At 33.1% G+C, this 26,321-nt stretch carries 26 protein-coding genes; 8 read left to right on the forward strand and 18 right to left on the reverse strand.

Going from position 1 to position 26,321, the window contains the following annotated elements; translation table 11 throughout:
• Positions 1–7 precede the first annotated feature (7 nt).
• From rpmC to rpsL, 13 genes are all read right to left on the reverse strand, one after another.
• Complete coding sequence (gene rpmC / locus AC3VJB_RS08090; RefSeq protein ID WP_028890733.1) at positions 8–199, reverse strand: 50S ribosomal protein L29; 192 nt, start codon at positions 197–199, stop codon at positions 8–10.
• Positions 200–211: 12 nt separating this feature from the next.
• Positions 212–643, reverse strand: a complete 432-nt coding sequence (rplP, locus tag AC3VJB_RS08095) for a 50S ribosomal protein L16 (protein WP_047789830.1) — start codon at positions 641–643, stop codon at positions 212–214.
• A gap of 19 nt (positions 644–662) precedes the next feature.
• Entirely contained in the window at positions 663–1,379 is a 717-nt protein-coding gene (gene rpsC, locus AC3VJB_RS08100; protein WP_047789831.1) for a 30S ribosomal protein S3, read from the reverse strand.
• Between the two features lie 11 nt (positions 1,380–1,390).
• Positions 1,391–1,795 (reverse strand): 50S ribosomal protein L22, encoded by a 405-nt coding sequence (gene rplV / locus AC3VJB_RS08105; RefSeq protein WP_028890730.1) that lies wholly within the window; start codon positions 1,793–1,795, stop codon positions 1,391–1,393.
• A gap of 9 nt (positions 1,796–1,804) precedes the next feature.
• On the reverse strand, positions 1,805–2,083 hold the full coding sequence (gene rpsS, locus AC3VJB_RS08110; protein WP_028890729.1) for a 30S ribosomal protein S19: 279 nt from the start codon (positions 2,081–2,083) through the stop codon (positions 1,805–1,807).
• Positions 2,084–2,089: 6 nt separating this feature from the next.
• The gene (rplB, locus tag AC3VJB_RS08115) at positions 2,090–2,914 is read right to left on the reverse strand and encodes a 50S ribosomal protein L2 (RefSeq protein ID WP_047789832.1); all 825 of its coding nucleotides are present in this window, start codon (positions 2,912–2,914) and stop codon (positions 2,090–2,092) included.
• A gap of 11 nt (positions 2,915–2,925) precedes the next feature.
• A complete protein-coding gene (gene rplW, locus AC3VJB_RS08120) occupies positions 2,926–3,216 on the reverse strand; it encodes a 50S ribosomal protein L23 (protein ID WP_125343660.1) in 291 nt (96 codons plus the stop codon).
• An 8-nt stretch (positions 3,217–3,224) separates the two neighbouring features.
• Positions 3,225–3,854, reverse strand: a complete 630-nt coding sequence (gene rplD / locus AC3VJB_RS08125) for a 50S ribosomal protein L4 (protein WP_047789834.1) — start codon at positions 3,852–3,854, stop codon at positions 3,225–3,227.
• Positions 3,854–4,471 (reverse strand): 50S ribosomal protein L3, encoded by a 618-nt coding sequence (gene rplC, locus AC3VJB_RS08130; protein WP_047789835.1) that lies wholly within the window; start codon positions 4,469–4,471, stop codon positions 3,854–3,856. The genes rplD and rplC overlap by 1 nt, the downstream gene beginning before the upstream one ends.
• Positions 4,472–4,761: 290 nt before the next feature.
• Positions 4,762–5,067 carry a 30S ribosomal protein S10 gene (gene rpsJ / locus AC3VJB_RS08135; protein ID WP_024740605.1) on the reverse strand — a complete coding sequence of 102 codons (306 nt, stop codon included), beginning with the start codon at positions 5,065–5,067 and terminating at the stop codon, positions 4,762–4,764.
• Between the two features lie 5 nt (positions 5,068–5,072).
• Complete coding sequence (fusA, locus tag AC3VJB_RS08140; RefSeq protein WP_497667015.1) at positions 5,073–7,190, reverse strand: elongation factor G; 2,118 nt, start codon at positions 7,188–7,190, stop codon at positions 5,073–5,075.
• Between the two features lie 6 nt (positions 7,191–7,196).
• Positions 7,197–7,673: a 30S ribosomal protein S7 gene (gene rpsG, locus AC3VJB_RS08145; RefSeq protein ID WP_028890723.1), complete on the reverse strand. Its 477-nt coding sequence runs from the start codon at positions 7,671–7,673 to the stop codon at positions 7,197–7,199.
• Positions 7,674–7,705: 32 nt separating this feature from the next.
• A complete protein-coding gene (rpsL, locus tag AC3VJB_RS08150) occupies positions 7,706–8,086 on the reverse strand; it encodes a 30S ribosomal protein S12 (protein WP_028890722.1) in 381 nt (126 codons plus the stop codon).
• A 341-nt stretch (positions 8,087–8,427) separates the two neighbouring features.
• Between rpsL and AC3VJB_RS08155 the strand changes: the two genes are divergently transcribed.
• The 5 genes from AC3VJB_RS08155 (at position 8,428) to rlmB (ending at position 18,937) form a co-directional block, all read left to right on the forward strand.
• The gene (locus AC3VJB_RS08155) at positions 8,428–11,655 is read left to right on the forward strand and encodes a SusC/RagA family TonB-linked outer membrane protein (protein WP_073181431.1); all 3,228 of its coding nucleotides are present in this window, start codon (positions 8,428–8,430) and stop codon (positions 11,653–11,655) included.
• 12 nt (positions 11,656–11,667) lie between these two features.
• Positions 11,668–13,170: a SusD/RagB family nutrient-binding outer membrane lipoprotein gene (locus tag AC3VJB_RS08160; RefSeq protein ID WP_073181433.1), complete on the forward strand. Its 1,503-nt coding sequence runs from the start codon at positions 11,668–11,670 to the stop codon at positions 13,168–13,170.
• A 130-nt stretch (positions 13,171–13,300) separates the two neighbouring features.
• Complete coding sequence (locus AC3VJB_RS08165; RefSeq protein ID WP_281979671.1) at positions 13,301–16,582, forward strand: SusC/RagA family TonB-linked outer membrane protein; 3,282 nt, start codon at positions 13,301–13,303, stop codon at positions 16,580–16,582.
• A 20-nt stretch (positions 16,583–16,602) separates the two neighbouring features.
• Positions 16,603–18,114: a RagB/SusD family nutrient uptake outer membrane protein gene (locus tag AC3VJB_RS08170; protein ID WP_159490046.1), complete on the forward strand. Its 1,512-nt coding sequence runs from the start codon at positions 16,603–16,605 to the stop codon at positions 18,112–18,114.
• Positions 18,115–18,199: 85 nt separating this feature from the next.
• On the forward strand, positions 18,200–18,937 hold the full coding sequence (gene rlmB / locus AC3VJB_RS08175; RefSeq protein WP_437822939.1) for a 23S rRNA (guanosine(2251)-2'-O)-methyltransferase RlmB: 738 nt from the start codon (positions 18,200–18,202) through the stop codon (positions 18,935–18,937).
• 30 nt (positions 18,938–18,967) lie between these two features.
• On the opposite strand, the gene AC3VJB_RS08180 is transcribed toward rlmB, so the two are convergent.
• The gene (locus AC3VJB_RS08180; protein ID WP_437822941.1) at positions 18,968–19,729 is read right to left on the reverse strand and encodes a rhomboid family intramembrane serine protease; all 762 of its coding nucleotides are present in this window, start codon (positions 19,727–19,729) and stop codon (positions 18,968–18,970) included.
• A gap of 22 nt (positions 19,730–19,751) precedes the next feature.
• Here AC3VJB_RS08180 and AC3VJB_RS08185 point away from each other — a divergent pair, with 22 nt between their 5' ends.
• From AC3VJB_RS08185 to AC3VJB_RS08195, 3 genes are all read left to right on the forward strand, one after another.
• Positions 19,752–21,023, forward strand: a complete 1,272-nt coding sequence (locus tag AC3VJB_RS08185) for a replication-associated recombination protein A (RefSeq protein WP_047789843.1) — start codon at positions 19,752–19,754, stop codon at positions 21,021–21,023.
• An 18-nt stretch (positions 21,024–21,041) separates the two neighbouring features.
• Positions 21,042–21,923 (forward strand): LysR family transcriptional regulator, encoded by an 882-nt coding sequence (locus AC3VJB_RS08190; RefSeq protein ID WP_159613077.1) that lies wholly within the window; start codon positions 21,042–21,044, stop codon positions 21,921–21,923.
• 77 nt (positions 21,924–22,000) lie between these two features.
• Positions 22,001–22,924, forward strand: a complete 924-nt coding sequence (locus AC3VJB_RS08195; RefSeq protein ID WP_281979674.1) for a YeiH family protein — start codon at positions 22,001–22,003, stop codon at positions 22,922–22,924.
• A gap of 20 nt (positions 22,925–22,944) precedes the next feature.
• Here AC3VJB_RS08195 and AC3VJB_RS08200 read toward each other — a convergent pair whose 3' ends face one another.
• From AC3VJB_RS08200 to AC3VJB_RS08215, 4 genes are read right to left on the reverse strand one after another with little or no spacing between them, the layout of a single operon-like run.
• Positions 22,945–23,688 carry a hypothetical protein gene (locus AC3VJB_RS08200; RefSeq protein ID WP_281979675.1) on the reverse strand — a complete coding sequence of 248 codons (744 nt, stop codon included), beginning with the start codon at positions 23,686–23,688 and terminating at the stop codon, positions 22,945–22,947.
• Complete coding sequence (locus AC3VJB_RS08205; protein ID WP_281979676.1) at positions 23,689–25,071, reverse strand: DUF5723 family protein; 1,383 nt, start codon at positions 25,069–25,071, stop codon at positions 23,689–23,691.
• Positions 25,071–25,643 (reverse strand): hypothetical protein, encoded by a 573-nt coding sequence (locus AC3VJB_RS08210; protein ID WP_125064442.1) that lies wholly within the window; start codon positions 25,641–25,643, stop codon positions 25,071–25,073. Before AC3VJB_RS08210 ends, AC3VJB_RS08205 begins: the two co-directional genes overlap by 1 nt.
• Complete coding sequence (locus AC3VJB_RS08215) at positions 25,644–26,318, reverse strand: YjjG family noncanonical pyrimidine nucleotidase (protein WP_073181445.1); 675 nt, start codon at positions 26,316–26,318, stop codon at positions 25,644–25,646.
• Positions 26,319–26,321: the final 3 nt, after the last annotated feature.

Below are 26,321 nucleotides of genomic sequence, written 5' to 3' on the forward strand. Positions count from 1 at the left end.
ACTAGAATTATTGTAATTCTCTTTTAGTTAACTCTGTAGCAATTCTTGCTACAGTTTTTCTTAAGCTACGTAACTCTAATGGGTTTTCCAATGGAGTTATGGCGTGAGCCATCTTAAGATCAGTATAATTTTTCTTCAACGCCCCTAGCTTTTCTTGTAAGTCAGCTGTTGATAATTCTTTAATTTCTGATTGTTTCATGATCTAATAGAATTAAGCGTTATAATCAAAATCTCTTGCTATTACAAACTTCGTTTTTACAGGAAGTTTTTGCGCTGCTAAACGTAAAGCTTCTTTTGCTACTTCCATTGGTACTCCACCAATTTCGAACAAAATTCTACCTGGTTTTACAACTGCTACAAAGTGATCTGGTGCACCTTTACCTTTACCCATACGTACCTCTAACGGTTTCTTTGTTATTGGTTTATCTGGGAAAATCTTAATCCAAAGTTGCCCCTCTCTTTTCATATAACGAGTTGCCGCAATACGAGCTGCCTCAATTTGACGAGAGGTAAGTAAGTTCTGGTCTAATGATTTGATACCAAACATTCCGTTAGAAAGTTGAGTACCTCTACCAGAGTTACCTTTCATATTTCCTTTCGCCTTCTGTACCTTACGGTATTTTACTCTTTTTGGCTGTAACATTGTTAATTTCTTTTAAAAATTATTTTCTTCTGCGAGGTTGACGTTTACCACCACCTTTGTTTCCACTACCTTTTTGCTTAGATAGTCCAACTAATGGAGATAATTCACGTTTTCCATAAACCTCACCTTTCATAATCCATACTTTCACACCGATTCTTCCGTATGTAGTATGTGATTCAACAAGTGCATAATCGATGTCTGCTCTGAAGGTAGAAAGAGGAATTCTTCCTTCTTTGTAATGCTCAGAACGTGCCATTTCAGCTCCGTTTAAACGACCTGATAATTGAACTTTAATTCCTTCTGCATTCATTCTCATTGCAGCAGCGATTGCCATTTTAGTAGCTCGCTTGTAAGAAATTCTATTTTCAATTTGACGTGCGATACTAGCAGCAACTAATTTTGCATCTAATTCTGGACGCTTAATTTCGAAAATATTAATTTGAACTTCTTTACCAGTAATTTTCTTAAGCTCTTCTTTTAACTTGTCTACCTCTTGACCTCCTTTACCAATAATGATACCTGGACGTGCAGTAGTGATAGTAACGGTTACAAGTTTTAAGGTACGCTCAATAATAATTCTTGATACACTTGCTTTAGATAATCTAGCATATAAATACTTTCTTATCTTATCATCTTCAGCAATCTTATCTCCGTAGTCATTTCCACCATACCAGTTAGATTCCCATCCTCTGATAATTCCTAAACGATTTCCTATTGGATTTGTCTTTTGTCCCATTTCTACTTTGATTAATTACTATTATTTTTAGTTCCTAACTCTAAAGTTACGTGATTAGAACGCTTACGAATTCTATGTGCACGACCTTGCGGAGCTGGTCTTAACCTTTTTAACATACCTGCGCTATCAACACAAATTGATTTTACGTATAATCCAGCATCTTCAATGCTTGCATCTTCATTTTTAGCTTGCCAGTTAGCAATAGCTGATAATAATAACTTTTCTAAGTTACGTGATGCTTCTTTTGGACTGAACTTTAAGATTTGTAAAGCTTTTTCAACTTCTACTCCTCTTACTAAATCTGCTACCAAGCGCATTTTTCTTGGTGATGTAGGACAATTAGTTAATTTAGCGAAAGCTCTAGACTTTCTAGCTTCTTTTAACTGTGTTGCCATGTTATGTTTACGACTTCCCATAATTTCCTACTATTTTTTACCTTTATTTTTTGCACCAGCATGTCCTCTAAATGAGCGTGTTGGTGAAAATTCGCCTAATTTATGACCTACCATGTTTTCAGTAACGTAAACTGGTACAAACTGACGTCCGTTGTGAACTGCAATTGTTTGCCCTACGAAATCAGGAGTAATCATACTTGCTCTAGACCAAGTTTTGATAACTGACTTACTACCTGCTTCTACGTTAGCTAACACTTTTTTCTCTAACTTATAGTGAACGTAAGGTCCTTTTTTTAATGATCTTGCCATGGTTTATTATTTCTTTCTACGTTCTACGATATACTTATTACTAGCTTTGGTCTTTGATCTAGTCTTAAATCCTTTAGCAGGAATACCGTTTCTAGATCTTGGATGCCCTCCAGAAGAACGTCCTTCACCACCTCCCATTGGGTGATCAACTGGGTTCATTCTTACTGCATTTGTTCTTGGTCTTCTTCCTAACCATCTACTTCTACCTGCTTTACCTGAAACTAATAATTGGTGGTCTGAGTTAGACACTACTCCAATTGTAGCCATACAAGTTAATAAGATAAATCTTGTTTCTCCAGAAGGTAATTTAACTGTTGCATATTTACCTTCTTTTGCAACTAACTGAGCAAAAGCTCCAGCAGAACGAGCCATAACAGCTCCTTGACCTGGGTGTAACTCAATACAAGAAATTGTAGTTCCTAAAGGAATTTCACTTAAATACATAGCGTTACCTACTTCTGGAGCTACTTCCTTTCCTGAAATGATTGTTTGACCTACTTTTAATCCGTTTTGTGCAATCACATAACGTTTTTCACCATCAGCATAACTAACTAATGCAATAAATGCAGTACGGTTTGGATCGTACTCAATAGTTTTTACTGTTGCAGGAATACCTTGCTTATCTCTTTTAAAATCGATAATACGGTATTTTTGTTTATGACCTCCACCGATGTTACGTGTAGTCATTCTACCCTGGTTGTTTCGACCTCCAGATCGTTTTTTCGGAGCTAATAAAGATTTCTCCGGCTTATCAGTAGTAATGGTGTCGAACCCATTTACAACTCTAAAACGCTGACCTGGTGTTATTGGTTTTAATTTTCTAACTGACATTCTGTCTTTTCTTAAAGATTGTTATAAAAATCAATAGTTTCTCCTTCAGCTAACTGAACGATTGCCTTTTTGTATCCACCTGTTAATCCAGTAACTAAACCTTTTTTAGTGTATTTAGTTTTTCTTTGTACTGGATAATTCATTGTTTTTACAGACTCAATCGCTACACCATAAGCAGCTTCTACAGCTCCTTTGATTTCTAATTTGTTAGCTTTTTTATTTACAACAAATGTATAACGGTTGTTTAACTCGCTATCATTTGTAGCTTTTTCTGTAATAATAGGTTTAATTAAAATACTCATCTTGTTCCCTATTTACTTAAATTAGACTCAATTCCTTCTAGAGAGCTTTCTGAAATAACCACTTTATTAGCATTTAAAACGCTATACGTGTTAATACCTGAAGCATCTACTACTTTAGAACCTTTTAAGTTACGAGATGATAAGTAAACATTCTTACTTTCTTCACCTAATACGAATAAAGACTTTTTAGCGTCTAATTCTAAAGCTTTTAATACATTGATAAACTCTTTAGTTTTTGGAGCTTCAAAATTGAAATCTTCAACAACCACTAAATTGTTTTCTTTTGCTTGAATACTTAAAGCTGACTTACGTGCTAAACGCTTTAAGTTTTTATTTAACTTAAAAGAATAGTTTCTAGGTCTTGGACCAAACATACGTCCACCACCTCTAAAAACACCAGACTTGATACTACCCGCACGAGCTGTACCAGTTCCTTTTTGTTTTTTTATCTTTCTTGTACTACCAGCAATCTCAGCTCTTTCTTTCGATTTATGAGTACCTTGTCTTTGATTAGCCAAATACTGCTTTACATCTAAATAAATTGCATGATCATTTGGCTCAATTCCGAATACCTCGTTAGAAAGTTCAACTTTTCTACCAGTATCTTTTCCTGTAATATCTAATACTGCTACTTTCATTATTTCTCGATAGTTACATAAGAGTTTTTGTGACCAGGAATTGCTCCTTTTACAACGATAAGATTCTTATCTGCAACCACTTTTAAAACTCTTAAATTTTGAACTTTTACTTTGTCTCCACCCATACGACCTGCCATACGCATTCCTTTGAATACTCTTGCAGGGTATGATGCTGCACCAATTGAACCTGGAGCTCTTAAACGGTTATGTTGACCGTGAGTTGCTTGTCCAACCCCGCCAAAACCATGACGTTTAACAACACCTTGAAAACCTTTACCTTTAGAAACTCCTGATACATCAACGAATTCTCCTTCAGCAAAGTGTTCAACAGTAATTGAGTCACCTAATTTGTACTCACCTTCGAATCCTTGGAACTCAACGACCTTTCTTTTAGCAGATGTACCAGCTTTTTTAAAGTGACCATCTAAAGCCTTGTTAGAGCTTTTTGCTTTTTTGTCATCGAAACCAAGTTGTAACGCGTTATAGCCGTCAACCTCTTCGGTTCTGACTTGGGTAACAACGCAAGGACCTGCTTCGATTACAGTACAAGGAATATTTTTCCCGTTTTCATCGAATAAGCTGGTCATTCCTACTTTTCTTCCTATTAACCCAGACATATTTGTTAATTTTCAGACGATAGATTTTAATTTATCCAGCGCGTCTATTAATAAAATAATTTTTTGAAACAAATGTTTCTTGTTTTCCTTCGAATTTCTCAAAAAAAAAGAGCGAAAAACATCTTCACTCTTTGAATTTGTTTTACCGTTTTTCCTTCGCGAAACCCTCAGGACATGTCATTTCTGAATACTTTTCAGAAATTTCCACACTCCGAAAACTAAAATTTCGGTGTGCAAAAGTATAAAAAACTTTCGGCTTAACAAAATTAAACCGAAAGTTATTGATTTACTTATACTTTGATCTCAACTTCAACTCCACTTGGTAACTCAAGTTTCATTAGTGCATCAATAGTTTTTGAAGAAGAACTATAAATGTCTAATAATCTTTTGTAAGCAGATAATTGAAATTGTTCTCTTGATTTTTTGTTTACGTGTGGTGAACGTAACACTGTAAAAATCTTTTTATTTGTTGGTAAAGGAATTGGTCCGTTTACTACAGCACCAGTACTCTTTACTGTTTTTACGATTTTCTCAGCAGACTTGTCTACTAAATTATAATCGTAAGATTTTAACTTTATTCTAATTTTTTGACTCATCTTAATTAACCTTTAGCGTTTGCGATTACTTCTTCTGAAATGTTACTTGGAGTTTCTGCATAGTGAGAGAATTCCATAGTAGAAGTTGCTCTACCTGAAGATAATGTTCTTAAAGAAGTAACATATCCAAACATTTCTGATAAAGGAACGATTGCTTTTACTACTTTAGATCCAGCACGATCGCTCATATCGTTTACTTGTCCTCTTCTTCTGTTTAAGTCTCCAACGATATCTCCCATGTTCTCCTCTGGAGTTAACACTTCTAATTTCATCATTGGTTCCATGATTACAGCTCTTGCAGCTTTTGCAGCAGCTTTATAACCTAACTTAGCAGCTAATTCGAATGATAATTGATCAGAATCTACAGGGTGGAAAGATCCATCCTTTAAAGTAATCTTCATCGAATCCATTTCGTAACCAGCTAAAGGACCATTCTTCATTGCCTCTTTGAATCCTTTCTCTACTGAAGGTACAAATTCCTTAGGAACGTTACCACCTTTAATAATAGACTCAAATTGTAACCCTGTAACACCTTCATCAGCAGGCTCCATAGTAAATACAATATCAGCAAACTTACCACGTCCACCAGATTGTTTCTTATAAACCTCTCTGTGATCTGCAGTAGCTGTTAAAGCTTCTTTGTACTCTACTTGTGGTTGTCCTTGATTTACTTCAACCTTAAACTCACGCTTTAAACGGTCAACAATAATATCTAAGTGTAACTCACCCATTCCAGAAATTACAGTTTGACCTGAAGCATCATCTGTTTTTACAGTAAATGTTGGATCTTCCTCTGCTAATTTACCTAAAGCCATACCTAACTTATCAACGTCAGCCTTAGTTTTTGGTTCAACAGCAATACCGATTACTGGATCTGGGAAATCCATTGATTCTAAAACAATTGGATTCTTTTCATCAGATAAGGTATCTCCTGTTTTAATATCTTTAAATCCTACAGCAGCTCCAATATCTCCAGCTTCAATAAAGTCGATAGCATTTTGCTTGTTAGAATGCATTTGGTAAATACGTGAAATACGTTCTTTTTTACCTGAACGGTTGTTCAACACATAAGAACCTGCATCTAAACGACCAGAATAAGCACGGAAGAATGCTAAACGCCCTACGAAAGGATCTGTAGCAATTTTAAATGCTAAAGCTGAAAATGGTGCTTTTGCATCTGGCTTACGTGTTTCTTCCTCACCAGTATCAGGATTAGTTCCTACTATATTATCTCTATCTACTGGCGAAGGTAAATAACGACATACAGCATCTAATAAAAACTGAACACCTTTATTTTTGAATGATGAACCACATACCATTGGAATAATAGACATATCCATTACAGCAGCTCTTAATGCAGCGTGCACTTCTTCTTCTGTAATTGAATCCTCATCTTCCATGTACTTCTCTAATAAGTTTTCGTCATAAGCAGCAACCTCTTCGATTAACTTACCACGTAACTCACGAGCTTCTTCTTTTAATTCTTCTGGAATTTCTACAACATCAAAAGTTAACCCGTAGTTGTCATCATGCCATACAATAGCACGGTTTTTAACTAAATCAACAATTCCTTTAAAATCTGCTTCATCACCAATGTTTAATACGATTGGCACTGCATTAGACTTTAACATGTCTTTTACTTGCTGACATACAGCTAAGAAGTTTGCTCCTTGACGGTCCATTTTGTTAACGAAACCGATACGTGGCACTTTATAGTTATCAGCTAAACGCCAGTTAGTTTCAGATTGTGGCTCAACTCCGTCTACTGCAGAGAATAAGAACACTAACCCATCTAATACACGTAACGAACGGTTTACCTCTACGGTAAAATCAACGTGACCTGGAGTATCAATAATATTAAAATGGTATCCCTTAGCATCAGCGGTAGGCTGTCCATTTTCGGTTGGAAATTGCCAAGTACAAGTAGTAGCTGCAGAAGTAATTGTAATACCTCTTTCAGCTTCTTGCTCCATCCAGTCCATTGTAGAAGCACCATCGTGAACCTCTCCAATTTTGTGAGACACCCCTGTATAGAAAAGGATACGCTCAGTTGTTGTTGTTTTACCAGCATCAATATGAGCAGCAATACCGATATTTCTTGTATATTTTAAATCTCTTGCCATTTCTTATTAAAATCTAAAGTGTGAGAATGCTTTGTTTGCTTCAGCCATCTTATGAGTATCAACTCTTTTCTTAACAGCAGCACCTTCTTCTTTAGCAGCAGCTAAAATCTCAGCAGCTAAACGTTGTGCCATTGTTTTTTCATTACGCTTACGCGCATAAGAAATCATCCATTTAATCGCCATAGAAACCTTACGGTCTGGACGAATTTGCATTGGAATTTGGAAAGTTGCACCACCAACACGGCGAGAACGAACTTCTACGTGAGGCATCACATTAGATAAACCATCTTTCCACACTTCTAAAGCCGACTTTTCTTCGTCAGTTTTCTTTTCGTTTACGATATCCATTGCATCGTAAAACACTTTGAACGCTACAGATTTTTTACCGTCCCACATTAAGTTATTCACAAAACGTGTAACTAATTGATCATTGAATCTTGGATCCGGTAACAAAACTCTTTTTTTAGCTCTTCTTTTCCTCATGTCTTTACATTAAAAAAGTTACTAATTAATTTTTACTTTTTGTCTTTTGGGCGTTTTGCACCGTACTTAGATCTACGTTGGGTTCTACCCTCAACTCCAGCAGTATCTAATGCTCCACGTACCACGTGATATTTAACACCTGGTAAATCTTTTACCCTTCCACCTCTAACTAATACTATCGAGTGCTCCTGCAAGTTGTGTCCCTCACCTGGAATATACGCGTTGATTTCATTACCATTTGTTAAACGCACCCTTGCAACCTTACGCATCGCTGAGTTAGGTTTCTTAGGTGTAGTGGTATACACACGCGTACAAACTCCACGTCTTTGTGGACATGCTTGTAAAGCAGCCGATTTACTCTTCTTAGTTATTTTGGCTCTTCCTTTACGAACTAATTGTTGAATAGTTGGCATACTAAATTATTACTTGTTTTTAATTTGTACTTAAATTACTCTAATTTTAAGAGTGTGCAAATGTACGACAATTTTCTATTTATTCAAATATCAAGTAGTTATTTTTAACAAACCTCAAAAAAAACTTCAAAAACTCAAACTCACAGCGCCTCTTACACCTTCTCTAAAACATAAAAAAAAACAAACAATATGTTAAAAAAAACAAACAATTTCAAAAAACAAACAACAATCTTACATTCCACACCAAAACAAACACTTTATTTTAGAATTATTTAACAAATACCTTGTTTTTTTAAGTTTTATTTATGATTTTTGGCTCAATTAATTCAAATAATTACATAATGAAAACAAAGTTTAATGGAATTTTAACGCTAATCTTAGCGTTAATTGTGCAAATATCCTTTGCACAAGAAAAAGTAATTTCAGGAACAGTTTCTGACGAAACCGGACCTCTGCCTGGAGTTAATGTATTAAAGAAAGGTACGACGATAGGTGTAGAAACTGATTTTGACGGAAAATACACTATTAATGCTAAAACTGGAGATGTTCTTGTTTTTAGTTTTGTTGGTATGAAAACTATCGAAAGAACAGTTACAAGCTCTAACACAATTAATTTAACAATGACTACTGACAATGTACTTGATGAAGTTGTTGTTACCGCACTTGGACAATCAAGAAGTGAAAGAGCTTTAGCCTTTGCAGCTCCTAAAGTAAAAGCTGCTGAATTAAATGCTGCTCAGAACGACAATGCCATAAGTGCTTTATCAGGAAAAGTAGCTGGTTTAAAAATCAATTCTCCTTCTGGTAATATAGGGGGATCTCAAAGAATCCTAATTAGAGGATCTAATTCTGTTACTGGTGAAAATCAACCTTTATTCGTTATCGATGGAATACCTATGGATAACTCAAATTTTAACAGCTCTAACGCCCAAAGAGGTGCTGGTGGTGTTGATTTTGGTAGTACTATTAATGATATTGACCCTAGTAATATTGAAACTGTTACTGTTTTAAAAGGAGCAGCAGCAGCTTTGTATGGGTCTAGAGCCTCTAATGGTGTTGTGTTAATCACTACCAAGACAGGTAAAAATTCAAAAAAACTAGGTGTAAGTATTAACTCTTCTATTACTTTTTCTGAAGTTGCTATCTTACCTGACCTTCAAAGAGAATATGGTGGAGGTTCTATAATTCCAGATTTTGATGACAAAGGTAACAGAATAGGTCGTAATGGTTTTGCTATACAAAACATTGGTGGAGCTGAATACATGTTAGTTCAATATAACACTGATGAAAGTTGGGGACCTAAATACAACCCTAATTTAAAAGTATTACACTGGGATGCTTTTGATCAAGCTAGTTTTCCTAATGATTATTTAAAACCAAGAGCTTGGGTAGCACCTGAAAACGACGTAGACTCATTTTTCAAAACAGGTATTTCTACAAACAACACCTTAACTCTAACTTCAGCTAGTGATAAAGGTAGCGTATTATTTTCTGCTGGTATTCAAGAAAATAGTGGTATAGTACCAAACACAGAGGTTAATCGTCATTTTGCAAAGTTTAGCATCAATCAAAAACTATCTGATGATTTAACCGCTGTTAGTAGTATAAATTATGTTCAAACATCTGGTTCTAGACCTGTTATTGGCTATGACGACAATAGTGTTACCCAAAAGTTTTTTCAATGGGGACAAAGACAACTAGACTATAAAAGGTTACAGAAGTATAAAAATGATGACGGAACCCAAAGAACCTGGAATAGAAATTCATGGAACAATCCTAAACCTAAATACTCTGACAACCCTTACTGGACAATTAACGAAAATCTACCTACCGACAGAAGAACTCGTGTATACGGAAATGCTAGTTTAAATTATCAAATAACAGATGACTTAAGTATTAAAGGTAGTGTATATGCTGACACATATAACTTTAGAAACACAGAACAAAAAGCTATAGGTTCTCAAGCTCAATCTGAATTCTTAGAAAGAGCCTACAATTTTAAGGAATACAACTATGAGTTTACTGCTAATTATAAAAAAGATTTTTCAGAAAACTTTAAACTATCCGCTTTGTTTGGGGCTAACAAAAGAAATCACACCTTAAATTATCGCTTCAACCAAACTACTGGTGGCTTATCAGTACCTAATATTTATAACATTAACAATGGTAAGGGACCTTTAGAGAAAAATGTTGATAATATAGATAAAGTAGTGAATAGTTTATTTGGAAGCGTTAGCTTATCTTTTGCTAATCAATTATTCATTGACTTAACAGGTAGAAATGACTGGTCTTCTACTTTACCAGAAGATAATAACTCATACTTCTATCCTTCTGCTTCTGTTGCATGGGTATTCAACGATGTTTTATTTCCTGAATCAAACTGGTTTAACTATGGTAAATTAAGATTTGGGTGGGCACAAGTAGGAAATGATACAGATCCATACAGAGTTATAAGCACTTTAACTTTAGACACTCCTTTTAAAGGTGATGGTAGAGTTACATCTCCTTCAAGCCTATTAAACTCTAACTTAGTTAACGAAACAACTACTACATGGGAAGTTGGAACAGAGTTAAACTTTTTAAATAGAAGAGTAAATTTAGATGTTACATATTACAGCAACGAAACAACAGATCAAATCATACCTGTTGACCTTTCTTATGGAACAGGTTATGGCTCTCAATGGATAAATGCGGGTAAAATGACTAATAAAGGGGTAGAAATACAACTAGGCTTAAAACCAATAGTTAATGAAAACTTCACATGGAACATTGATGTGAATTTCGCTAAAAACGAAAATGAATTGGTTGAATTAAAAGAAGGGCTAAACTCTATTCTTTTAACAAACGCTCCTTTCCAAGCTCAACTAGCTGCAACAGTTGGTAAAGCTTATGGTTCAATCATGGGTACTGACTTTATTTATGATGATCAAGGAAATAAAGTAATTACTAGTGATGGTACATATGCAGCGACTAATGATTTAGTTGCTTTAGGTTCTGCTAACCCTGACTTCAGTGCTGGTTTAAGAAATAGTTTTAAATACAAGAACTTTGACTTAGGAATTTTACTAGAAATGAGTAAAGGAGGTAAGTATTTTTCTACATCACACATGTGGGGAATGTACTCTGGTATGCTGCAAGAAACAGTTAACAATAACATAAGAGAAGATGGTATCGTATTACCTGGAGTAACTGGTACTGTAACTTATAATGACGATGGAAGCTACACTGTTACTAATACCGCTCCTAACACAACTAAAATATCTGGTCAAACTTACGGTACTTCACACTACGGTGGTTTTGGAACTCCAGATGCTCAAAATGTATTTGATGCTGACTTTTACAAAATAAGAGAGGTTTCTCTAGGATATACTTTTAAAGGAGAATTTTTAAAAGTTTTTGATAACGCTAGAGTTAGTTTATTTGGTAGAAATTTATACACCTGGGGGCTTGATTACGACGGAATTGACCCTGAAACAGTATCAACAGGTTCAGGTAACATTCAAGGTTTAGAAGGAGGTTTACAACCTTCTGTTAGATCTTTTGGTATGAACTTAAACTTATCTTTCTAAAACTAATATAAGATGAAAAAAATAAAATATATATTCGCTTCACTTTTGCTAAGTTCTTTTTTAGCATGTGATACAGATTACATTAATGACCCTGACAACCCTGAAACAGCACCTTCTACTCAGTTAGTAACTAGTGCTCAATTTAATTTAGCTTACGAATTAAATGATCAGTGGACTGGCGCGAGAGCAACATTAGCATTTGCTCAATTCTGGGCTGATGAATTTTATACTGACGAAAATAGATACGCCTTAAGAGTTTCGCAAGTAGATGATTTATGGCAGGAACCTTATTTAATTTTAACTGACTTAAAAAAAGTCATCGAATTAAATGAAAATCCTGAAACTGCTAATTTAATGTCTGCTTATGGCGACAATAACAATCAAATACAAGCTTCAAGAATAATGATGGCATTCACTTTTTCTAAATTAGTTGATGTTTTTGGAGATGTTCCTTATTGGAGTTATGGACAAAGAGATAATACTGCTTTTGAAGCTTTACGTCTAGAAGAAGGTATTAATAGTCCTGCTTATACTAGTGCTGAAACTATTTATGAAGACTTATTAGCTGAATTACTTGATGCCGCTAACAAAATGAATACCTCTAAAACTGTATTCACATCAGGAGATAATATTTACAATGGAGAGCCTGCTTTATGGGTTAAATTTGCTCACTCTATAAGACTTAGACTAGCAACTCATATTAATAAATATGATAACGCATTGGCTATGACAGTTTATAATGAATCTAATACCAAAGCTTTTACTTCTAATGCGGATAATGCTACTTTTGAATATGGTACTGATGATATAACTGGAGGCCCTTGGCATAACGCTTTTACTGTTGGAGCTCGTAAAGACTTTGGTCCTGCCCTATCTTTTACAGACTTACTATATAATCGTGTTGGACCATTCTCTTCAATCACAGAAGAAGACCCTAGGGTTACTAAATATTTTGATCCTTTAGGTACAACTGAAATTATTGGTATTCCTTATGGGTTTGGTAACGCTGTTGCACGAGCTGTGGAAAATGAAAGCATACCTAGCTCTGAAATAATCAAACCAGACTATAATCAGATTTTATTGTCTTACGCGGAAATGGAATTTATTAGATCTGAATTCAACGGATGGAACCAAACAAATTATGAAAATGGCGTTAAGGCTTCAATGCAGTCATGGGGAGTTCCTTCATCAGATGCTGATAACTATGTAGCAATGCTACCTGTTGCTAATGAAGAAAATGTCTTGACTCAAAAATATATTGCTTTATATATGGACGGGCTGGAAGCTTGGACTGAGTATAGAAGAACTGGATACCCTAATACTTTATCTGTGCCTGGAGATACTTTTGGTTCTGCTACCTTTACTACCTTAGTACCTGGATTAAACACGATACCTAACAGAGTTAACTACCCACAGAAAGAACAATTATTGAATAATTCTAATTGGGATGCTGCTAGGCAAGGTCTTTCTGATGGAGACACCATGATATCTAAATTGTTTTGGGATGTAAATTAATATACTACGACCTAAAACAAACACTTTTTATTAAAACGCCCTGATATCAGGGCGTTTTTTTATGTTAAAAAATTGTTTATTTAAGATATATTTATGATTTTAGCGATTAATTAATTCAAATAATTACATAATGAGAACAAAGTTTAATGGAATTTTAACGCTATTCCTAGCGTTGATTGTGCAAATATCCTTTGCACAAGAAAGAACGATTTCAGGTACTGTTTCAGATGAATCTGGTCCATTACCGGGAGTTACGATCTTAAAAAAAGGTACTGCACAAGGTACTGAAACTGATTTTGATGGAAATTACTCTATTCAAGCTAAAACAGGAGATGTTTTAGTTTTCAGTTTTGTTGGTATGAAAACTACTGAAAAAACTGTTGGAGCTTCTAACCAAATTAGCGTTGTGTTAGAAACAGATAATTTATTAGAAGAAGTAGTTGTTGTAGGTTATGGTACCACTACAAAAAAATCTTATGCTGGTACAGCATCTGTGGTTAAAGCTGAAAACATTGAGGCTAAATCTTTTTCTAACGTATCTCAAGCATTAGCTGGTGAGGTTTCGGGTGTAACAGTAATTAACACTTCAGGGCAACCAGGTTCTATTGGTACTGTACGTATTCGTGGTTATGGTTCTCCTTTAGGTAATCGTAGTCCATTATATGTGGTCGATGGAATCCCTTTTGCTGGAAATTTTGATTTGAACTCAATCAACCCTTCTGATATCAAAAACACTACGGTACTAAAAGACGCTACAGCAACAGCTATTTATGGTTCTAGAGGTGCAAATGGAGTTATTCTTATAACTACAAAAAGTGGTAGCAACAACTCTGAAAGAAGCTCTATAGAGGTTGATGTTAAAACAGGTATCAACACACAGCTTATACCTAGATATGATGTTCTAACATCTCCTGAAGAATATATCGGTTATACATGGGAAGGTATTTATAATGAGGGCGTTCTCGATAGTAGTACTGACCCTGTAGCTTATGCCAATGCAAGATTATTTACTTCAGTTGGAGCTGGTAACGGTTATAATATGTGGAATGTTGCTGATGCTTCTGCTTTAATAGATCCTGCTACAAAAACTGTTCGACCTGGTGTTCAACGTCTTTTTACTCCAGAAAAATATGCAGATTTAGCTTTTGGTACTGGGATAAGACAAGAAGCTAACGTACGTTTTTCAGGCGGTTCAGAAAAATCTAAATATTTTGCTTCATTTGGTTATCTTGATGACAGTGGTTATTCTTTAAACTCAGATTATAGAAGATATACTACAAGACTTAATTTAAACTCTGATGTTAAAGATTGGTTAAATATAGGAGTAAATATAGGTTATGCTTATTCTGAAAGCACAAATAATGGTCAGATTGAAGGAGCTGAAAATGTATTCGAATTTGCTGATAAGATGGCTCCTATTTATCCAGTATATGCGAGATACCCTAACTCAGGCCAATTAATTCCTGATCCTATTTATGGTGGCAACCAATTTGACTATGGTGCTCCAACAGGAACTACAAATGGTTTTGATAGAGATAGACCTATATCAAACTTATTAAATCCTATCGGTTCTGCTATTTTAGATTTAGATGCATTTGATACTCATGCTTTAAATGGTAGTTTTAGTGCTAATTTTAAATTAACTGATAAATTATCTTTTGAAACTAAATTTGGAGGTCAATACTCTATAGAACAAAGAAATAATGTTAGTAACCACGCTTACGGTACTGCTGCTGGAGTTAATGGAAACATTACTGTTAGAAACAGAGTTAGATGGTCTCAAACATTTTTACAACTTTTGCGTTATAAAACCTCTTTTGGAGATCATAATTTAGAGGCTTTGGCTGCTCATGAAACTTTTGAGAGAAGATTTGTACAAGATCAAGCTTTTAAACAAAATATAGTTGTTCCTGGCTTATATAACTTAAATAATTATTTAGAAGCTAGTGCTGCAGCCTCAGGCTATGAAGTTGGCTCGGGAATTGAGTCTTATTTTGGACAAGTAAACTATAACTATGCTGGAAAGTATTATTTCACAGGATCGTTGAGAACGGATGGTTCTTCTAGATTTGTAAACGATAAGTGGGGTGTATTTGGCTCAGTTGGTGCTTCATGGGTTGTTAGTGAAGAAGACTTTATGCAAGACAGTTTTATTTCTTACTTAAAAGCAAAAGCTTCTTGGGGTGTAACAGGAGATCAAGACGGTGCCTTAAATACTTCTGGTTTTGATATATTCAATGTTAATTTTATTGGAGGTGGTGCTGCTATTGATTTACGTTTAGCTGGTAACCCTGATTTAACTTGGGAAACAACTAGAATGTTCCAAACTGGTGTCGAATTGAGTTTAGGTAATTATGTTGATGCTAACTTTGACTATTATATAAGAAATACTGATAATTTATTTTTCAACAGAAGACTTGGACCTTCTTCAGGACTTTCTTCTATTTTGGTAAATGATGGAGAAGTTCAATATAACGGATTCGAGTTTGATGTTACTACACATATAATAAATAAAGAAAACTTTAAACTTGACCTGTCTTTGAACGGAGAAGTCTTAAGTAACGAAATGAAGACTATGCCTTTGGATCCTTCAACTGGTTTACCTAAAATTCTTGATTCAAATTCAAGTGAGGATGGAGGTTACGCTTATGCTCAAGGACGTTCTATTTTTGACTTTTATATGCAAGAGTGGGCTGGTGTAGACCCTAATGATGGTGCGCCATTATGGAATCAATACTATAATGATGCAAATAACAATGATGTATTAGATGCTGGTGAAGATGATTTTAGCACTTTAGAAAATGGAGATGACAGTACTACTGGTTCTCTTTATGAATATAGATTAAGCGCATCAAATGCTAATATTAAAAAAACTACAACCAAAAACTACTCTAATGCAACTCAAGTATTTCTTAATAAGTCACTAATTCCTGATGTAAGAGGTGCTTTTAGATTATCTGGTAAATTAAGTGACTTTGATTTTTCTACTCAGTTTACTTATAGTTTAGGAGGATATGCATATGACAACACTTACGCAGAACTTATGTCTGGAAATAACAACTTTCACGTAGATATTAGAAATAGATGGCAAAATCCTGGTGACCAAACTAATGTGCCTCTTTTAGCTAACGATTCTGATGTTGTTGCTAATATTTCTTCTGCGTCTTCTCGCTTTATAACTAGTACTGATTTTATAGCATTAAACAATGCTAGAATTGGGTATACCTTACCTAATAAGTTCTTAGGAGAGTCTGGTATTGATTTATTAAATATTTGGATATCTGGAGATAATCTTTTTAACGAAACTACTAGAAGAGGTTTTAACCCTGCTGTTACAGAAACTGGAAGCTCTGCACGTAGAATATACGCTCCTGCTACTACGTTAACTTTAGGTGTAAGAGTTAAATTTTAAATTTTATTAACATAATAATTATGAAAAAAATAATAAAAATATCATTAGCAATTATGACTATAGGGTTTTCATATAGCTGTGCTGATGAACTATTAGATAATAGTGGAGTTTCTGGTGATAGTCAACCTACCCAGTACCTTACTAGTGCTCAAGCTGAATTTGGCACAAACACAAATCCAGATATACCTGCTGCTTTTGCTAATGGTATTTACGCACAAATGATTCAAGTTGGTAGTGGTGGTTCTGACTCTCAAACTGACTTTGGACAAAAAGGGCAAGATATTTATGCTGATATTGTATCTGGAGATATGGCTCTAACTGCTTCTGCTTTCCGCTGGTATAATAGAATATCTCAACTTGATGTTACTCAAAACTTCATAAGAGGTGAAAATAGAATCATTTGGAGATATTATTATAGAATCGTTAGATCAGCTAATACAGTTATTAAGAGTTTAGGTGGTAACGACTTTACTCCTACTATTGATGAAAACAAGTTTGCAATGGGACAAGCTAAAGCAATGAGGGCTTATGCTTACTTTTATTTAACTCAATATTATCAAAGAGAATATAATCCTAGTGAGTTAATTTTACCTATGCCTATTGAGGCTACTAGTACAAATCTTCCTAAATCTTCTGCTCAAGAAGTTTATGACTTGATGGAGAAAGATTTAACAGAGGCTATAGCTTTATTAGACGGTTTTGAAAGAACTTCTAAAAACCAAGTAAATAAAGATATTGCTCAAACTTTATATGCATATGTTTTAGGTGCTAGGGGTACTGACTTCCCTAAAATGGCAACTCTAACGCAAAATGTTATTGATGCTAATAAGTTTATTATTAAGTCTGCTAATACTGTTACCGATGGCTTCAACAGTGTTAATGACCCTAGTTGGATGTGGGGTATTGACATAGTTCCTGAAAATGGATTAGGTTTAGTTTCTTGGTGGGGTCAAGTCGATGCCTTTTCCTATAGTTACGGATGGGCTGGTGATTATAAAGCCATTGATATAGGGCTTTATAACCAAATCCCTGCTAATGATGCAAGAAAAGCTCAATTTTTTGCGAACTCATCAAGTACTAGATATTTACAACCTTTATTTAAATTCTATTGGGCTCCTAATGTAGATGTAGGTTCTGGACCTCAAACTGGTCTTGGTGCTGATTATGTTTATATGCGTATTGAAGAAGTTTATTTATTAAACGCTGAAGCAAATGCTCGCTCTGGTAATGAAGGGGCTGCTAGAAATAGTTTGAAAGCTGTTATGCAAAATAGAGTTCCAGATGTTACTTATATTGATGCTTTAAGTGGTCAATCATTATTAGATGAGATATACTTGCAAACTCGTATTGAATTATGGGGAGAAGGTAAGAGTTATTTAGCAATGAAGCGTTTTAAAGCTACAGTAAATAGAGGTTCAAATCATATTTTCTTAGCTAATGAATCAATGGATTATAATGAAGAAAAAATGACTTTTGAAATTCCTCAAGATGAAATTCAAAACAATCCTTTCTTGAATGATCAAAATCAATAATTATAATAAGACATAATTATTCATAGTCTTAACCACCTCTAACGAGGTGGTTTTTTTATACCATAAAATCAACTACATTTGCAACATGGAACAAAACACAAATATTTTCGGTATTAGAGCCATTATTGAAGCTATAGAAAGTGGAGCTTCAATTAACAAGGTATATCTTCAAAAAGGTTTACGAGGAGAATTATTTTTTCAATTAGATAAGCTCCTAAAGAAGAATAAAGTATCAACTAGTGTAGTTCCTACTGAGAAGTTAGATCGTTTATCTAAACATAACAATCATCAAGGTGCTGTAGCTAAAATTTCACCTATTGACTTTTATGATTTAGAGAACTTAATTGAAGAAGCATTAGAATCTGATAAAACTCCCCTATTTTTATTATTAGATCAAGTTTCTGATGTAAGGAATTTTGGGGCTATTATTAGAACAGCAGAATGTACTGGTGTAAACGGAATCATCATTCAAAAAAGTGGTAGTGCTCCTGTAAATGCTGAAACCATTAAAACTTCAGCTGGAGCTGCTTTTAAAGTACCTATTTGTAAAGTAGATCATATTAAAGATGCCATTTTTCAACTAAAAGCTGCAGATATTAAATTAGCTGCTGCTACTGAAAAAACTAAAAATTCAGTTTTTGATGTTAATTTTAATCAACCTATGGCAATCATCATGGGTTCTGAACACAAAGGAGTAAGTAACTCTGTTTTAAAAATGGTGGACTATAAGGCTAAATTACCACTTCTAGGTGAAATTGAATCTTTAAATGTTTCAGTTGCTTGTGGTGCGTTCTTATATGAAGCTGTAAGACAACGTTTATAATATTTTAAATCCTGCTTAGTGCAGGTTTTTTTATTCCTCTTCCTTGTAGATATAACGGTATTTTATTTCCTTCAATTCTAACTCGGCTTCTTCTACAATTGGTGGAATATAGTTTCCATTTTCATCAAACATATCATCAAATTCTGTTTTAGAGAACTCAAACCTTTCCTTAATTATACCTTTATTTTTGTATAACAAAGCTAATACTATTCCTGTAATTAACCCTGATAAATGACCTTCCCAAGACATTCCTTCTTTAATCGGTAATACATACCAAACCATACTTCCGTATAAAAATATGGTGATAAAAGAAACAGCTACTAACCTGTAGTTTTTCTTTATAATCCCACTAAAAAGAACAAAACTAAAAAGCAAATACACAATTCCACTCGCTCCAATATGGTAGGATTCTCTTGCAATTAACCAAGTTAGTAATCCAGTAATAATCCCTCCAAATAACAAAACTTTAATTGCTACTTCCTTATAAAAATAAAAAAGACAAGCTGAGAGCACAAATAAAGGAACTGAATTATTAAAAAGATGCTTGGTGTCACTGTGAATAAAAGGAGAGCACAAAACCCCTTTTAAACCACTAAAATTTCTCGGAAAAACTCCAAATTTATTGAAATTCCATCCAAATTTAATTTCTATCCAGTATACAAGCCAAATTGTAAAAACAAACAGGAAAGGAATAGTAAAAACTGTTGGAGAAAATTTTAGTTGCTGTTCTGTGTTCATAGCCATTAAAATAACAAAAATAAATCCAAAGCAGTATTTCTGAAATTCTGTCATAAATCTTTGCTATTTTTACATTATGAATCAACCTTTGGCAGAAAGAATCCGTCCACAAAGTTTAAGTGACTATATTAGTCAACAACATTTAGTGGGCGAAAATGGAATTTTAACCAATCATATAAAACAAGGAATTATTCCTTCACTAATTTTATGGGGGCCTCCAGGAATTGGAAAAACTACCTTAGCCAATATTATTGCAAATGAATCTGGACGTCCATTTTATACCTTAAGTGCTATTAGCTCTGGAGTAAAAGATGTTCGCGAAGTAATTGAAAAAGCAAAGAAAAGTGGCGGATTGTTCACGCAAAAAAACCCTATTTTATTTATTGATGAGATTCATCGTTTTAGTAAATCTCAACAAGATTCTTTATTAGGCGCTGTTGAAAAAGGTTGGGTAACTCTAGTTGGCGCTACCACTGAAAATCCAAGCTTTGAGGTTATACCTGCCCTACTCTCTCGCTGCCAAGTGTATATATTAAATTCTTTTGATAAAAATGATTTGGTTGCTTTGTTACATCGCGCAATGGAAAAAGATGAAATCATTTCTCAAAAAAAAATCAACTTAAAAGAAACCGATGCACTGCTTCAAGTTTCTGGTGGTGATGCGAGAAAACTTCTGAATATTTTTGAATTATTAGTTTCTGCTGATGATGAAATTGAGGTTACTAATGAATTGGTGTTATCTAAAATTCAAAAAAATACGGTTCGTTATGATAAAACAGGTGAACAACATTACGATATTGTTTCTGCTTTTATAAAATCTATCAGAGGAAGTGATCCCAACGCAGCTGTGTATTGGTTAGCTCGTATGATAGAAGGCGGGGAAGATGTGAAGTTTATTGCTCGTAGAATGCTTATTGCTGCTTCTGAAGATATTGGTAACGCAAACCCTACTGCGTTAATTTTAGCCAACAATACCTTTCAAGCTGTTTCTGTAATTGGCTATCCAGAGTCTAGGATTATTTTAAGCCAGTGCGCTGTATATTTAGCAAACTCTGCCAAAAGTAATGCTTCTTATATGGCTATAGGTGAAGCACAAAATTTAGTTAAAACAACTGGTGATTTGTCTGTTCCGTTGCATTTACGTAATGCTCCTACTAAATTAATGAAAGACCTAGACTACGGAAAGGAATATCAATACTCTCACAACTACGCTGGTAATTTCGTAAATCAAGAATTTTTACCCGATGAGATAAAAAACACAAAATTGTATGAACCAGGTAACAATGCTCGTGAAAATCAATTTAGAGAACTACTGAAGCAACGTTGGAAAGATAAATACAATTATTAGTTACAATACAAATAGGTTATGAATTATAAACTAAAAACTTTTATCAAAGTTGCTCAGTATTCAAGTTTTACACTTGCTTCTAAAGAGTTGAATATTTCACAACCTGCCGTTTCTAAAACTATTTCAAAATTAGAAGAAGAATACAATACAACTTTTTTTAATAGATCACGAAACTCTATTTCATTAACAAATGAAGGAAAAATTTTTCTTGATTATGCTTATAAAATTACTGAGTTATTTGAAGAATTAAAGAACTCTTTTCTTTTAAATGAAAAGAGCATTTCTCTTGAATTTAATATAGGATTGAGCACCACAATTGCTACGTATGTGATACCAAAAGTACTCGCTAAAATAAAACAAAACTCTAATAATATAAAGTTCAATATAATTAGTGGTAATACAAAAGATATTGAACATAAGATTTTAAATCAAGAATTAGAGTTTGGTATTGTAGAAGGAAAATCTTCTAATCAATTATTACGATACTCAAAATTTATAAAAGATGAGATTGTGCTGGTTACAAGCACTAACAATAGCAATAGTAAAAGCTCTATATCAAAAAAAGAACTAAGTGAAATACCTTATGTAAGTCGTGAAGTTGGTTCGGGTACACGTGAGGTAATTGAAGAAACTTTAAAGAAAAACAACATTACTACACTAAACAGAGTAATAACATTAAATAACACAGAGGCTATTGAACAGTATTTGCACTACTCTAACTCTTATGCTCTCTTATCTATCCACGCTGTAACGGAAAAACTTATTCAAAACAAATTAAAAATAGTTGATATTAAAGGACTTTCTTTTGAACGTGAGTTTGATTTTGTTTGTAGGACAAACTATCAATCAAAAAAAATGGACCTACTTTATAAATTAATTAAAACCAACTATAACTTTTAGTTATCTTGTATAACTATTTAATTTCCTTTTTAGCTATATTTCAGTCGTAGTTTTGTTTCATCAAATTCTTAGAAAAAATGAAACAATTCTATCTAATTATCTTTTTTATATTCTCTTTAACACTAGCCTTGGCTGGCTACATTTCTAGCCCTTTTGCTTTAGTATTTGGCTTTATTTTGACATCTATTTTTGGTAATCCTTTTCCAGAAAAAACCAAAAAAGCAACTCAAATTCTTTTAAAAACGTCTGTTATTGGTTTAGGTTTTGGAATGTCTTTAACTGAAACTATACAAACAAGCAAAGAAGGGTTTATTTTAGCTACTTTATCAATTATTTTAACCGTAACTCTAGGTCTCTTTTTTATTAATTTTTTCTCAATTGAGAAAAAGTTAGGCTTTTTAATTACTTCGGGGACTTCTATTTGCGGCGGAAGTGCTATCGCTGCTATTTCACCTGTAATTAAAGCTAATCATAAAACTATAAGTATCGCTATTGGAGTTGTTTTCTTTTTAAATGCTATTGCCTTATTTATATTTCCTCCTTTAGGACATCTTTTTAGTTTAACTCAACAACAATTTGGAATTTGGTGCGCCATAGCTATCCACGACACCAGTTCTGTTGTAGGGGCTGCTTTAGAGTATGGTGATGAAGCTTTGCAAATAGCAACTACTGTGAAACTTGCACGTACTTTATGGATTATACCTTTATCTTTTTTTGCTATGCTTCTTTTTAAGTCTAGTGATAGAAAAATTAAAATCCCTTATTTTATTATTGGATTCATTGTAGCAATGCTACTCAACAGTTATCAAGTTGTTCCTGAAAGTTTTTCAATAAACATCGTAGAATTATCTAAAAGACTTCTCGTAGTAACCTTATTTTTAGTAGGAATGAATTTAACTGGTAAGGATTTAAAAGAAAGTGGTATTAAGCCTGTTATTGTTGCTTCTCTTTTATGGATATTTATAAGTGTTTTTTCACTACTCTTTATTATTGTTTCTTAAAGAGTAGTGAAAAATATGCATTAGAACTTTATTTGATATTGTTTTATTGTTTTAGTTCCATCCATATAATACTCAGCAAACCAAAAATTTCCATTTTTATATAAAACTCCATTCTTATCTTTAATTACAAAAACGTCTTTTACATTTGTTTTTAATACTTGAAAAACAACTTCAGGTTTTGTGTTTACTAACTGGAATCCGTTAGTTGTTAATTGTGCATACAATACATTCTTTGTTGTGTTTTCTTCATTAGCCTGCACTGTTTTATTTTTTACTACCTCAACAGTTGAAACCACTGGAGCTACTTCTTCTTCTTTTACAGTAGTTACTTCTTTTGATGGTGTATACTTGTACTTTAATGCCTGTACTGATTTAAAAGCATTACGAATAGCTTCATGATAGGCCTTTTTGTAATCTTTCTCTTTACTTCTTCCTTCTTTAGATGCAAACACCACTTTGTTATTACAATCTTTTAACTCTACAATACTCTTTGTTGTAAATAATCCTGATTCATCTCTTACTGTACCTGTTAAAGCTAAACACCTATTATTTACAACTTCTTCTGGTAACTTCTCATCTTCTAATAGTGCTGTAAAGCCATACTTATTGAATAAGAATTTTGTTAATGAACTTGTTTGGTATTTATCTTTACCTTTTAAAAAGTCAAACTTTGTTGGTACAATAACATACTTGTAAGTATTAATAGATTTTTGCGCAAAACTTGTTGCTGTGATTAATAATAAAACGTAAACTATTTTTTTCATTTATTTAAATATTAAATTAACTCCTAGTTGAAAAGAGGTTGTATTGGCATCAGCAATATCGGCAATTTTAAACAAATTGTCCACTACACCGTATATGTTTAACTTTCCTGTTTTTACTGATAATCCTAATCCAAAATTAGTGTATGAAAAATCATCAATTGTATAGGTTATTTTACTCCTCACTCCTTTTATTAAAATTCTTTCATAAAAACTTGTAAATGCGAATTTAGGTCCTGTAGGTCTAAAAACAGCAAACAACTGACCACCAATAGCATTGTTATAAAATTTATTATACGTCATATCGTAGCAAGTTTCTTCTCTTCTTGATTTTCCCCAACTATGTTTAACTGAACTATTAAACTTTATAGGGCGCATTACTGTATATGAATTTTTATCTTCTTCATTAGGTATTTGGCTTTCTATGTCGTTCTTTAAGTCTTCCCAATAATTACGATTTGTTCCATCGTATTTAAACTCAATACCAGAAAAATCATAACTTCCTTTTACAGATGCATTTCTATTTCCTTTTGAATAATTCACAAAACCTACATCTAACAAACTAGCTGTTAATTCAGTTTGTTTATTAATCTTATAGGTAATTCCAAAATCTATACCTAAGCCCAAGTTTCCTCCCAAAAGTGATCTACTAATGATATCTTTTGTAGAAATTTCAACATTATTATTTTCATTATAAATACCAGAGCTATAAACCGCGGCATCAATATTATTTAAATGGTGTGTGTAAATATTATCTTGACCTAATTTTGTTGCAAAACTTCCTTTATTTTCAGTAGAAGTAACATTAGCTATTCCCGAATAAATTTTTAACCTCCCCCCTACTGTTAACTTATCATTTACTTTTTTTGAAATACCAACATGGAGAACACTTAATACTTCAGATTTTACCGAAACTTCTGATGCCAAAAAATCTTTATTTAAGTTGGAAGCATTGCCATCATTAATTAGTTGTAATATATTTTTTGGCACCGCCATAAATGCGTCTACTTCTGTATAAAAACCTCCAGATATATAATACTTATCATTAAGTTTATAGCCTGCATTTAGTATTTCTATTTGTGTGTTTAACTGTACATAATCGTTAACTGATAATTTATTTAATGCATTCCTATACTTAACATTAAAATTAATCATATCATTTCTAAAAACATCAGCTATTGTAACATCACCTGTTACTCCGGCTTGAAAAGACACTCCTGATAAAAAGGGAATTCCTACATGATATTTATAATTAACGGTTGCTCCTGGGTTTAATAATAATGTTTGTGGTATTTCATCGAACCCATATAAAACTTGTTTATTTTGACTGTTTATTTCGTGTATTACGATTATAAACAACAGCAATAAAATGTATAAATGTTTCATTAATTTATTTTAAAATAAAGGGTTCCTGCTGATTTAAAAGTAAACTTTTTGGGTTCGTTGATATCAATCACGGTACCGTCTGAACTTGGTAATAGCTCAAGAATTAATTCAATTTTAGTTGAATTTAAAATACTTGAATTACTCAAAACATCAATAACCTCTTGAAAGTTAAAAGCCTGAGTGTTTTTTGGAATATTAATTGATGTAACTCTATACGTTACTGCATTATTCTCGTCAAGAAAATTAAAATTAAGTTTAAAGTTTCTATCAAAAGGATTATTTATTTCAAAATTAAGTTCAATTTTATTTAAATCTTCAGCTCCTTCATTATTAAAAACTTCTAACCTTGAAACCTCTCTTATTCTTGCTATTTCAATTCCTGTTGGTGTAACTAATGAAGTTTGATCAAGATTGGCATACACTAATGATGCAACAATAACTGGTGTTATTTCTATATCTTCTGCTTGACTAAAATCAATATCTTTTATACATGACATATGTGTTATTAAAACAAATAATATAAAGAAGTGTTTTACTTTCTTATTTTTATTTATTTTCAGAATATTATTCATTTATAAATATTTTTTTAATTCAATTAATGAAGTTATTTGTTGGACATCTTTACTTTTTATTTCTTCTGAAAAGTGAATTACTTTCATTTCTGAATTTAGAGCACCAATAATATCAGCCTCATAATTGTCACCTATCATAACAGACTCTTTTGCTTTAGCTCCTGCTTTTTCCAATGCAAACTTAAAAACCTTTGAATTAGGTTTTTTAGCTCCAACACATTCAGATGTGATTACTTGTTTAAAAAAATTACTAATTCCTGACTTTTTTAATTTTAATTTCTGCACCTCTTCAAAACCATTAGTAATGATGTGTAAATCATACTTCTTTTCTAAGTACTCTAGTACCTCTTTAGTATTATCAAATAGGTGGTTAAAGTTTGGTAAATATTCTATGTAATCTTTAGATATTTGGTTTATTAAATCATCAGAAACTTCATAATTTAAATTATCAAATGTTTCTTTTAATCGATAATACCTTAAAGCTGATTTTTCTATTTTATCTTCTCTGTATAGTTTCCAAAACTTAAAGTTCAAAGGCATATAAACTTTTAAAAAATCACCTACTGGAATAGTTATATTTTGTTCTTTAAAAATTTGATTAAAGGTTAGTTTAGAGTTTTTATCAAAGTCCCATAATGTATGATCTAAATCAAAAAACAAATGTTTTATATCCATATT

The sequence above is a fragment of the Tenacibaculum sp. TB-53 genome (genome assembly GCF_059716285.2).

What these genes read in the sequence shown, in the direction of transcription:
- rpsJ (WP_024740605.1), bottom strand. Translation starts at nt 5,067, where the DNA reads ATGAGTCAAAAAATTAGAATAAAGTTAAAATCTTACGATTATAATTTA.
- AC3VJB_RS08190 (WP_159613077.1), top strand. Translation starts at nt 21,042, where the DNA reads ATGAATTATAAACTAAAAACTTTTATCAAAGTTGCTCAGTATTCAAGT.
- rplB (WP_047789832.1), bottom strand. Translation starts at nt 2,914, where the DNA reads ATGTCAGTTAGAAAATTAAAACCAATAACACCAGGTCAGCGTTTTAGA.
- AC3VJB_RS08195 (WP_281979674.1), top strand. Translation starts at nt 22,001, where the DNA reads ATGAAACAATTCTATCTAATTATCTTTTTTATATTCTCTTTAACACTA.
- AC3VJB_RS08185 (WP_047789843.1), top strand. Translation starts at nt 19,752, where the DNA reads ATGAATCAACCTTTGGCAGAAAGAATCCGTCCACAAAGTTTAAGTGAC.
- rplD (WP_047789834.1), bottom strand. Translation starts at nt 3,854, where the DNA reads ATGAAAGTAGCAGTATTAGATATTACAGGAAAAGATACTGGTAGAAAA.
- AC3VJB_RS08180 (WP_437822941.1), bottom strand. Translation starts at nt 19,729, where the DNA reads ATGACAGAATTTCAGAAATACTGCTTTGGATTTATTTTTGTTATTTTA.
- AC3VJB_RS08200 (WP_281979675.1), bottom strand. Translation starts at nt 23,688, where the DNA reads ATGAAAAAAATAGTTTACGTTTTATTATTAATCACAGCAACAAGTTTT.
- AC3VJB_RS08210 (WP_125064442.1), bottom strand. Translation starts at nt 25,643, where the DNA reads ATGAATAATATTCTGAAAATAAATAAAAATAAGAAAGTAAAACACTTC.
- rpsS (WP_028890729.1), bottom strand. Translation starts at nt 2,083, where the DNA reads ATGGCAAGATCATTAAAAAAAGGACCTTACGTTCACTATAAGTTAGAG.
- AC3VJB_RS08170 (WP_159490046.1), top strand. Translation starts at nt 16,603, where the DNA reads ATGAAAAAAATAATAAAAATATCATTAGCAATTATGACTATAGGGTTT.
- rpsC (WP_047789831.1), bottom strand. Translation starts at nt 1,379, where the DNA reads ATGGGACAAAAGACAAATCCAATAGGAAATCGTTTAGGAATTATCAGA.
- rpsL (WP_028890722.1), bottom strand. Translation starts at nt 8,086, where the DNA reads ATGCCAACTATTCAACAATTAGTTCGTAAAGGAAGAGCCAAAATAACT.
- rplC (WP_047789835.1), bottom strand. Translation starts at nt 4,471, where the DNA reads ATGTCTGGGTTAATAGGAAGAAAAGTAGGAATGACCAGCTTATTCGAT.
- AC3VJB_RS08155 (WP_073181431.1), top strand. Translation starts at nt 8,428, where the DNA reads ATGAAAACAAAGTTTAATGGAATTTTAACGCTAATCTTAGCGTTAATT.
- AC3VJB_RS08165 (WP_281979671.1), top strand. Translation starts at nt 13,301, where the DNA reads ATGAGAACAAAGTTTAATGGAATTTTAACGCTATTCCTAGCGTTGATT.
- rpmC (WP_028890733.1), bottom strand. Translation starts at nt 199, where the DNA reads ATGAAACAATCAGAAATTAAAGAATTATCAACAGCTGACTTACAAGAA.
- AC3VJB_RS08160 (WP_073181433.1), top strand. Translation starts at nt 11,668, where the DNA reads ATGAAAAAAATAAAATATATATTCGCTTCACTTTTGCTAAGTTCTTTT.
- rplW (WP_125343660.1), bottom strand. Translation starts at nt 3,216, where the DNA reads ATGAGTATTTTAATTAAACCTATTATTACAGAAAAAGCTACAAATGAT.
- rplV (WP_028890730.1), bottom strand. Translation starts at nt 1,795, where the DNA reads ATGGGAAGTCGTAAACATAACATGGCAACACAGTTAAAAGAAGCTAGA.
- AC3VJB_RS08215 (WP_073181445.1), bottom strand. Translation starts at nt 26,318, where the DNA reads ATGGATATAAAACATTTGTTTTTTGATTTAGATCATACATTATGGGAC.
- AC3VJB_RS08205 (WP_281979676.1), bottom strand. Translation starts at nt 25,071, where the DNA reads ATGAAACATTTATACATTTTATTGCTGTTGTTTATAATCGTAATACAC.
- rplP (WP_047789830.1), bottom strand. Translation starts at nt 643, where the DNA reads ATGTTACAGCCAAAAAGAGTAAAATACCGTAAGGTACAGAAGGCGAAA.
- rpsG (WP_028890723.1), bottom strand. Translation starts at nt 7,673, where the DNA reads ATGAGGAAAAGAAGAGCTAAAAAAAGAGTTTTGTTACCGGATCCAAGA.
- rlmB (WP_437822939.1), top strand. Translation starts at nt 18,200, where the DNA reads ATGGAACAAAACACAAATATTTTCGGTATTAGAGCCATTATTGAAGCT.
- fusA (WP_497667015.1), bottom strand. Translation starts at nt 7,190, where the DNA reads ATGGCAAGAGATTTAAAATATACAAGAAATATCGGTATTGCTGCTCAT.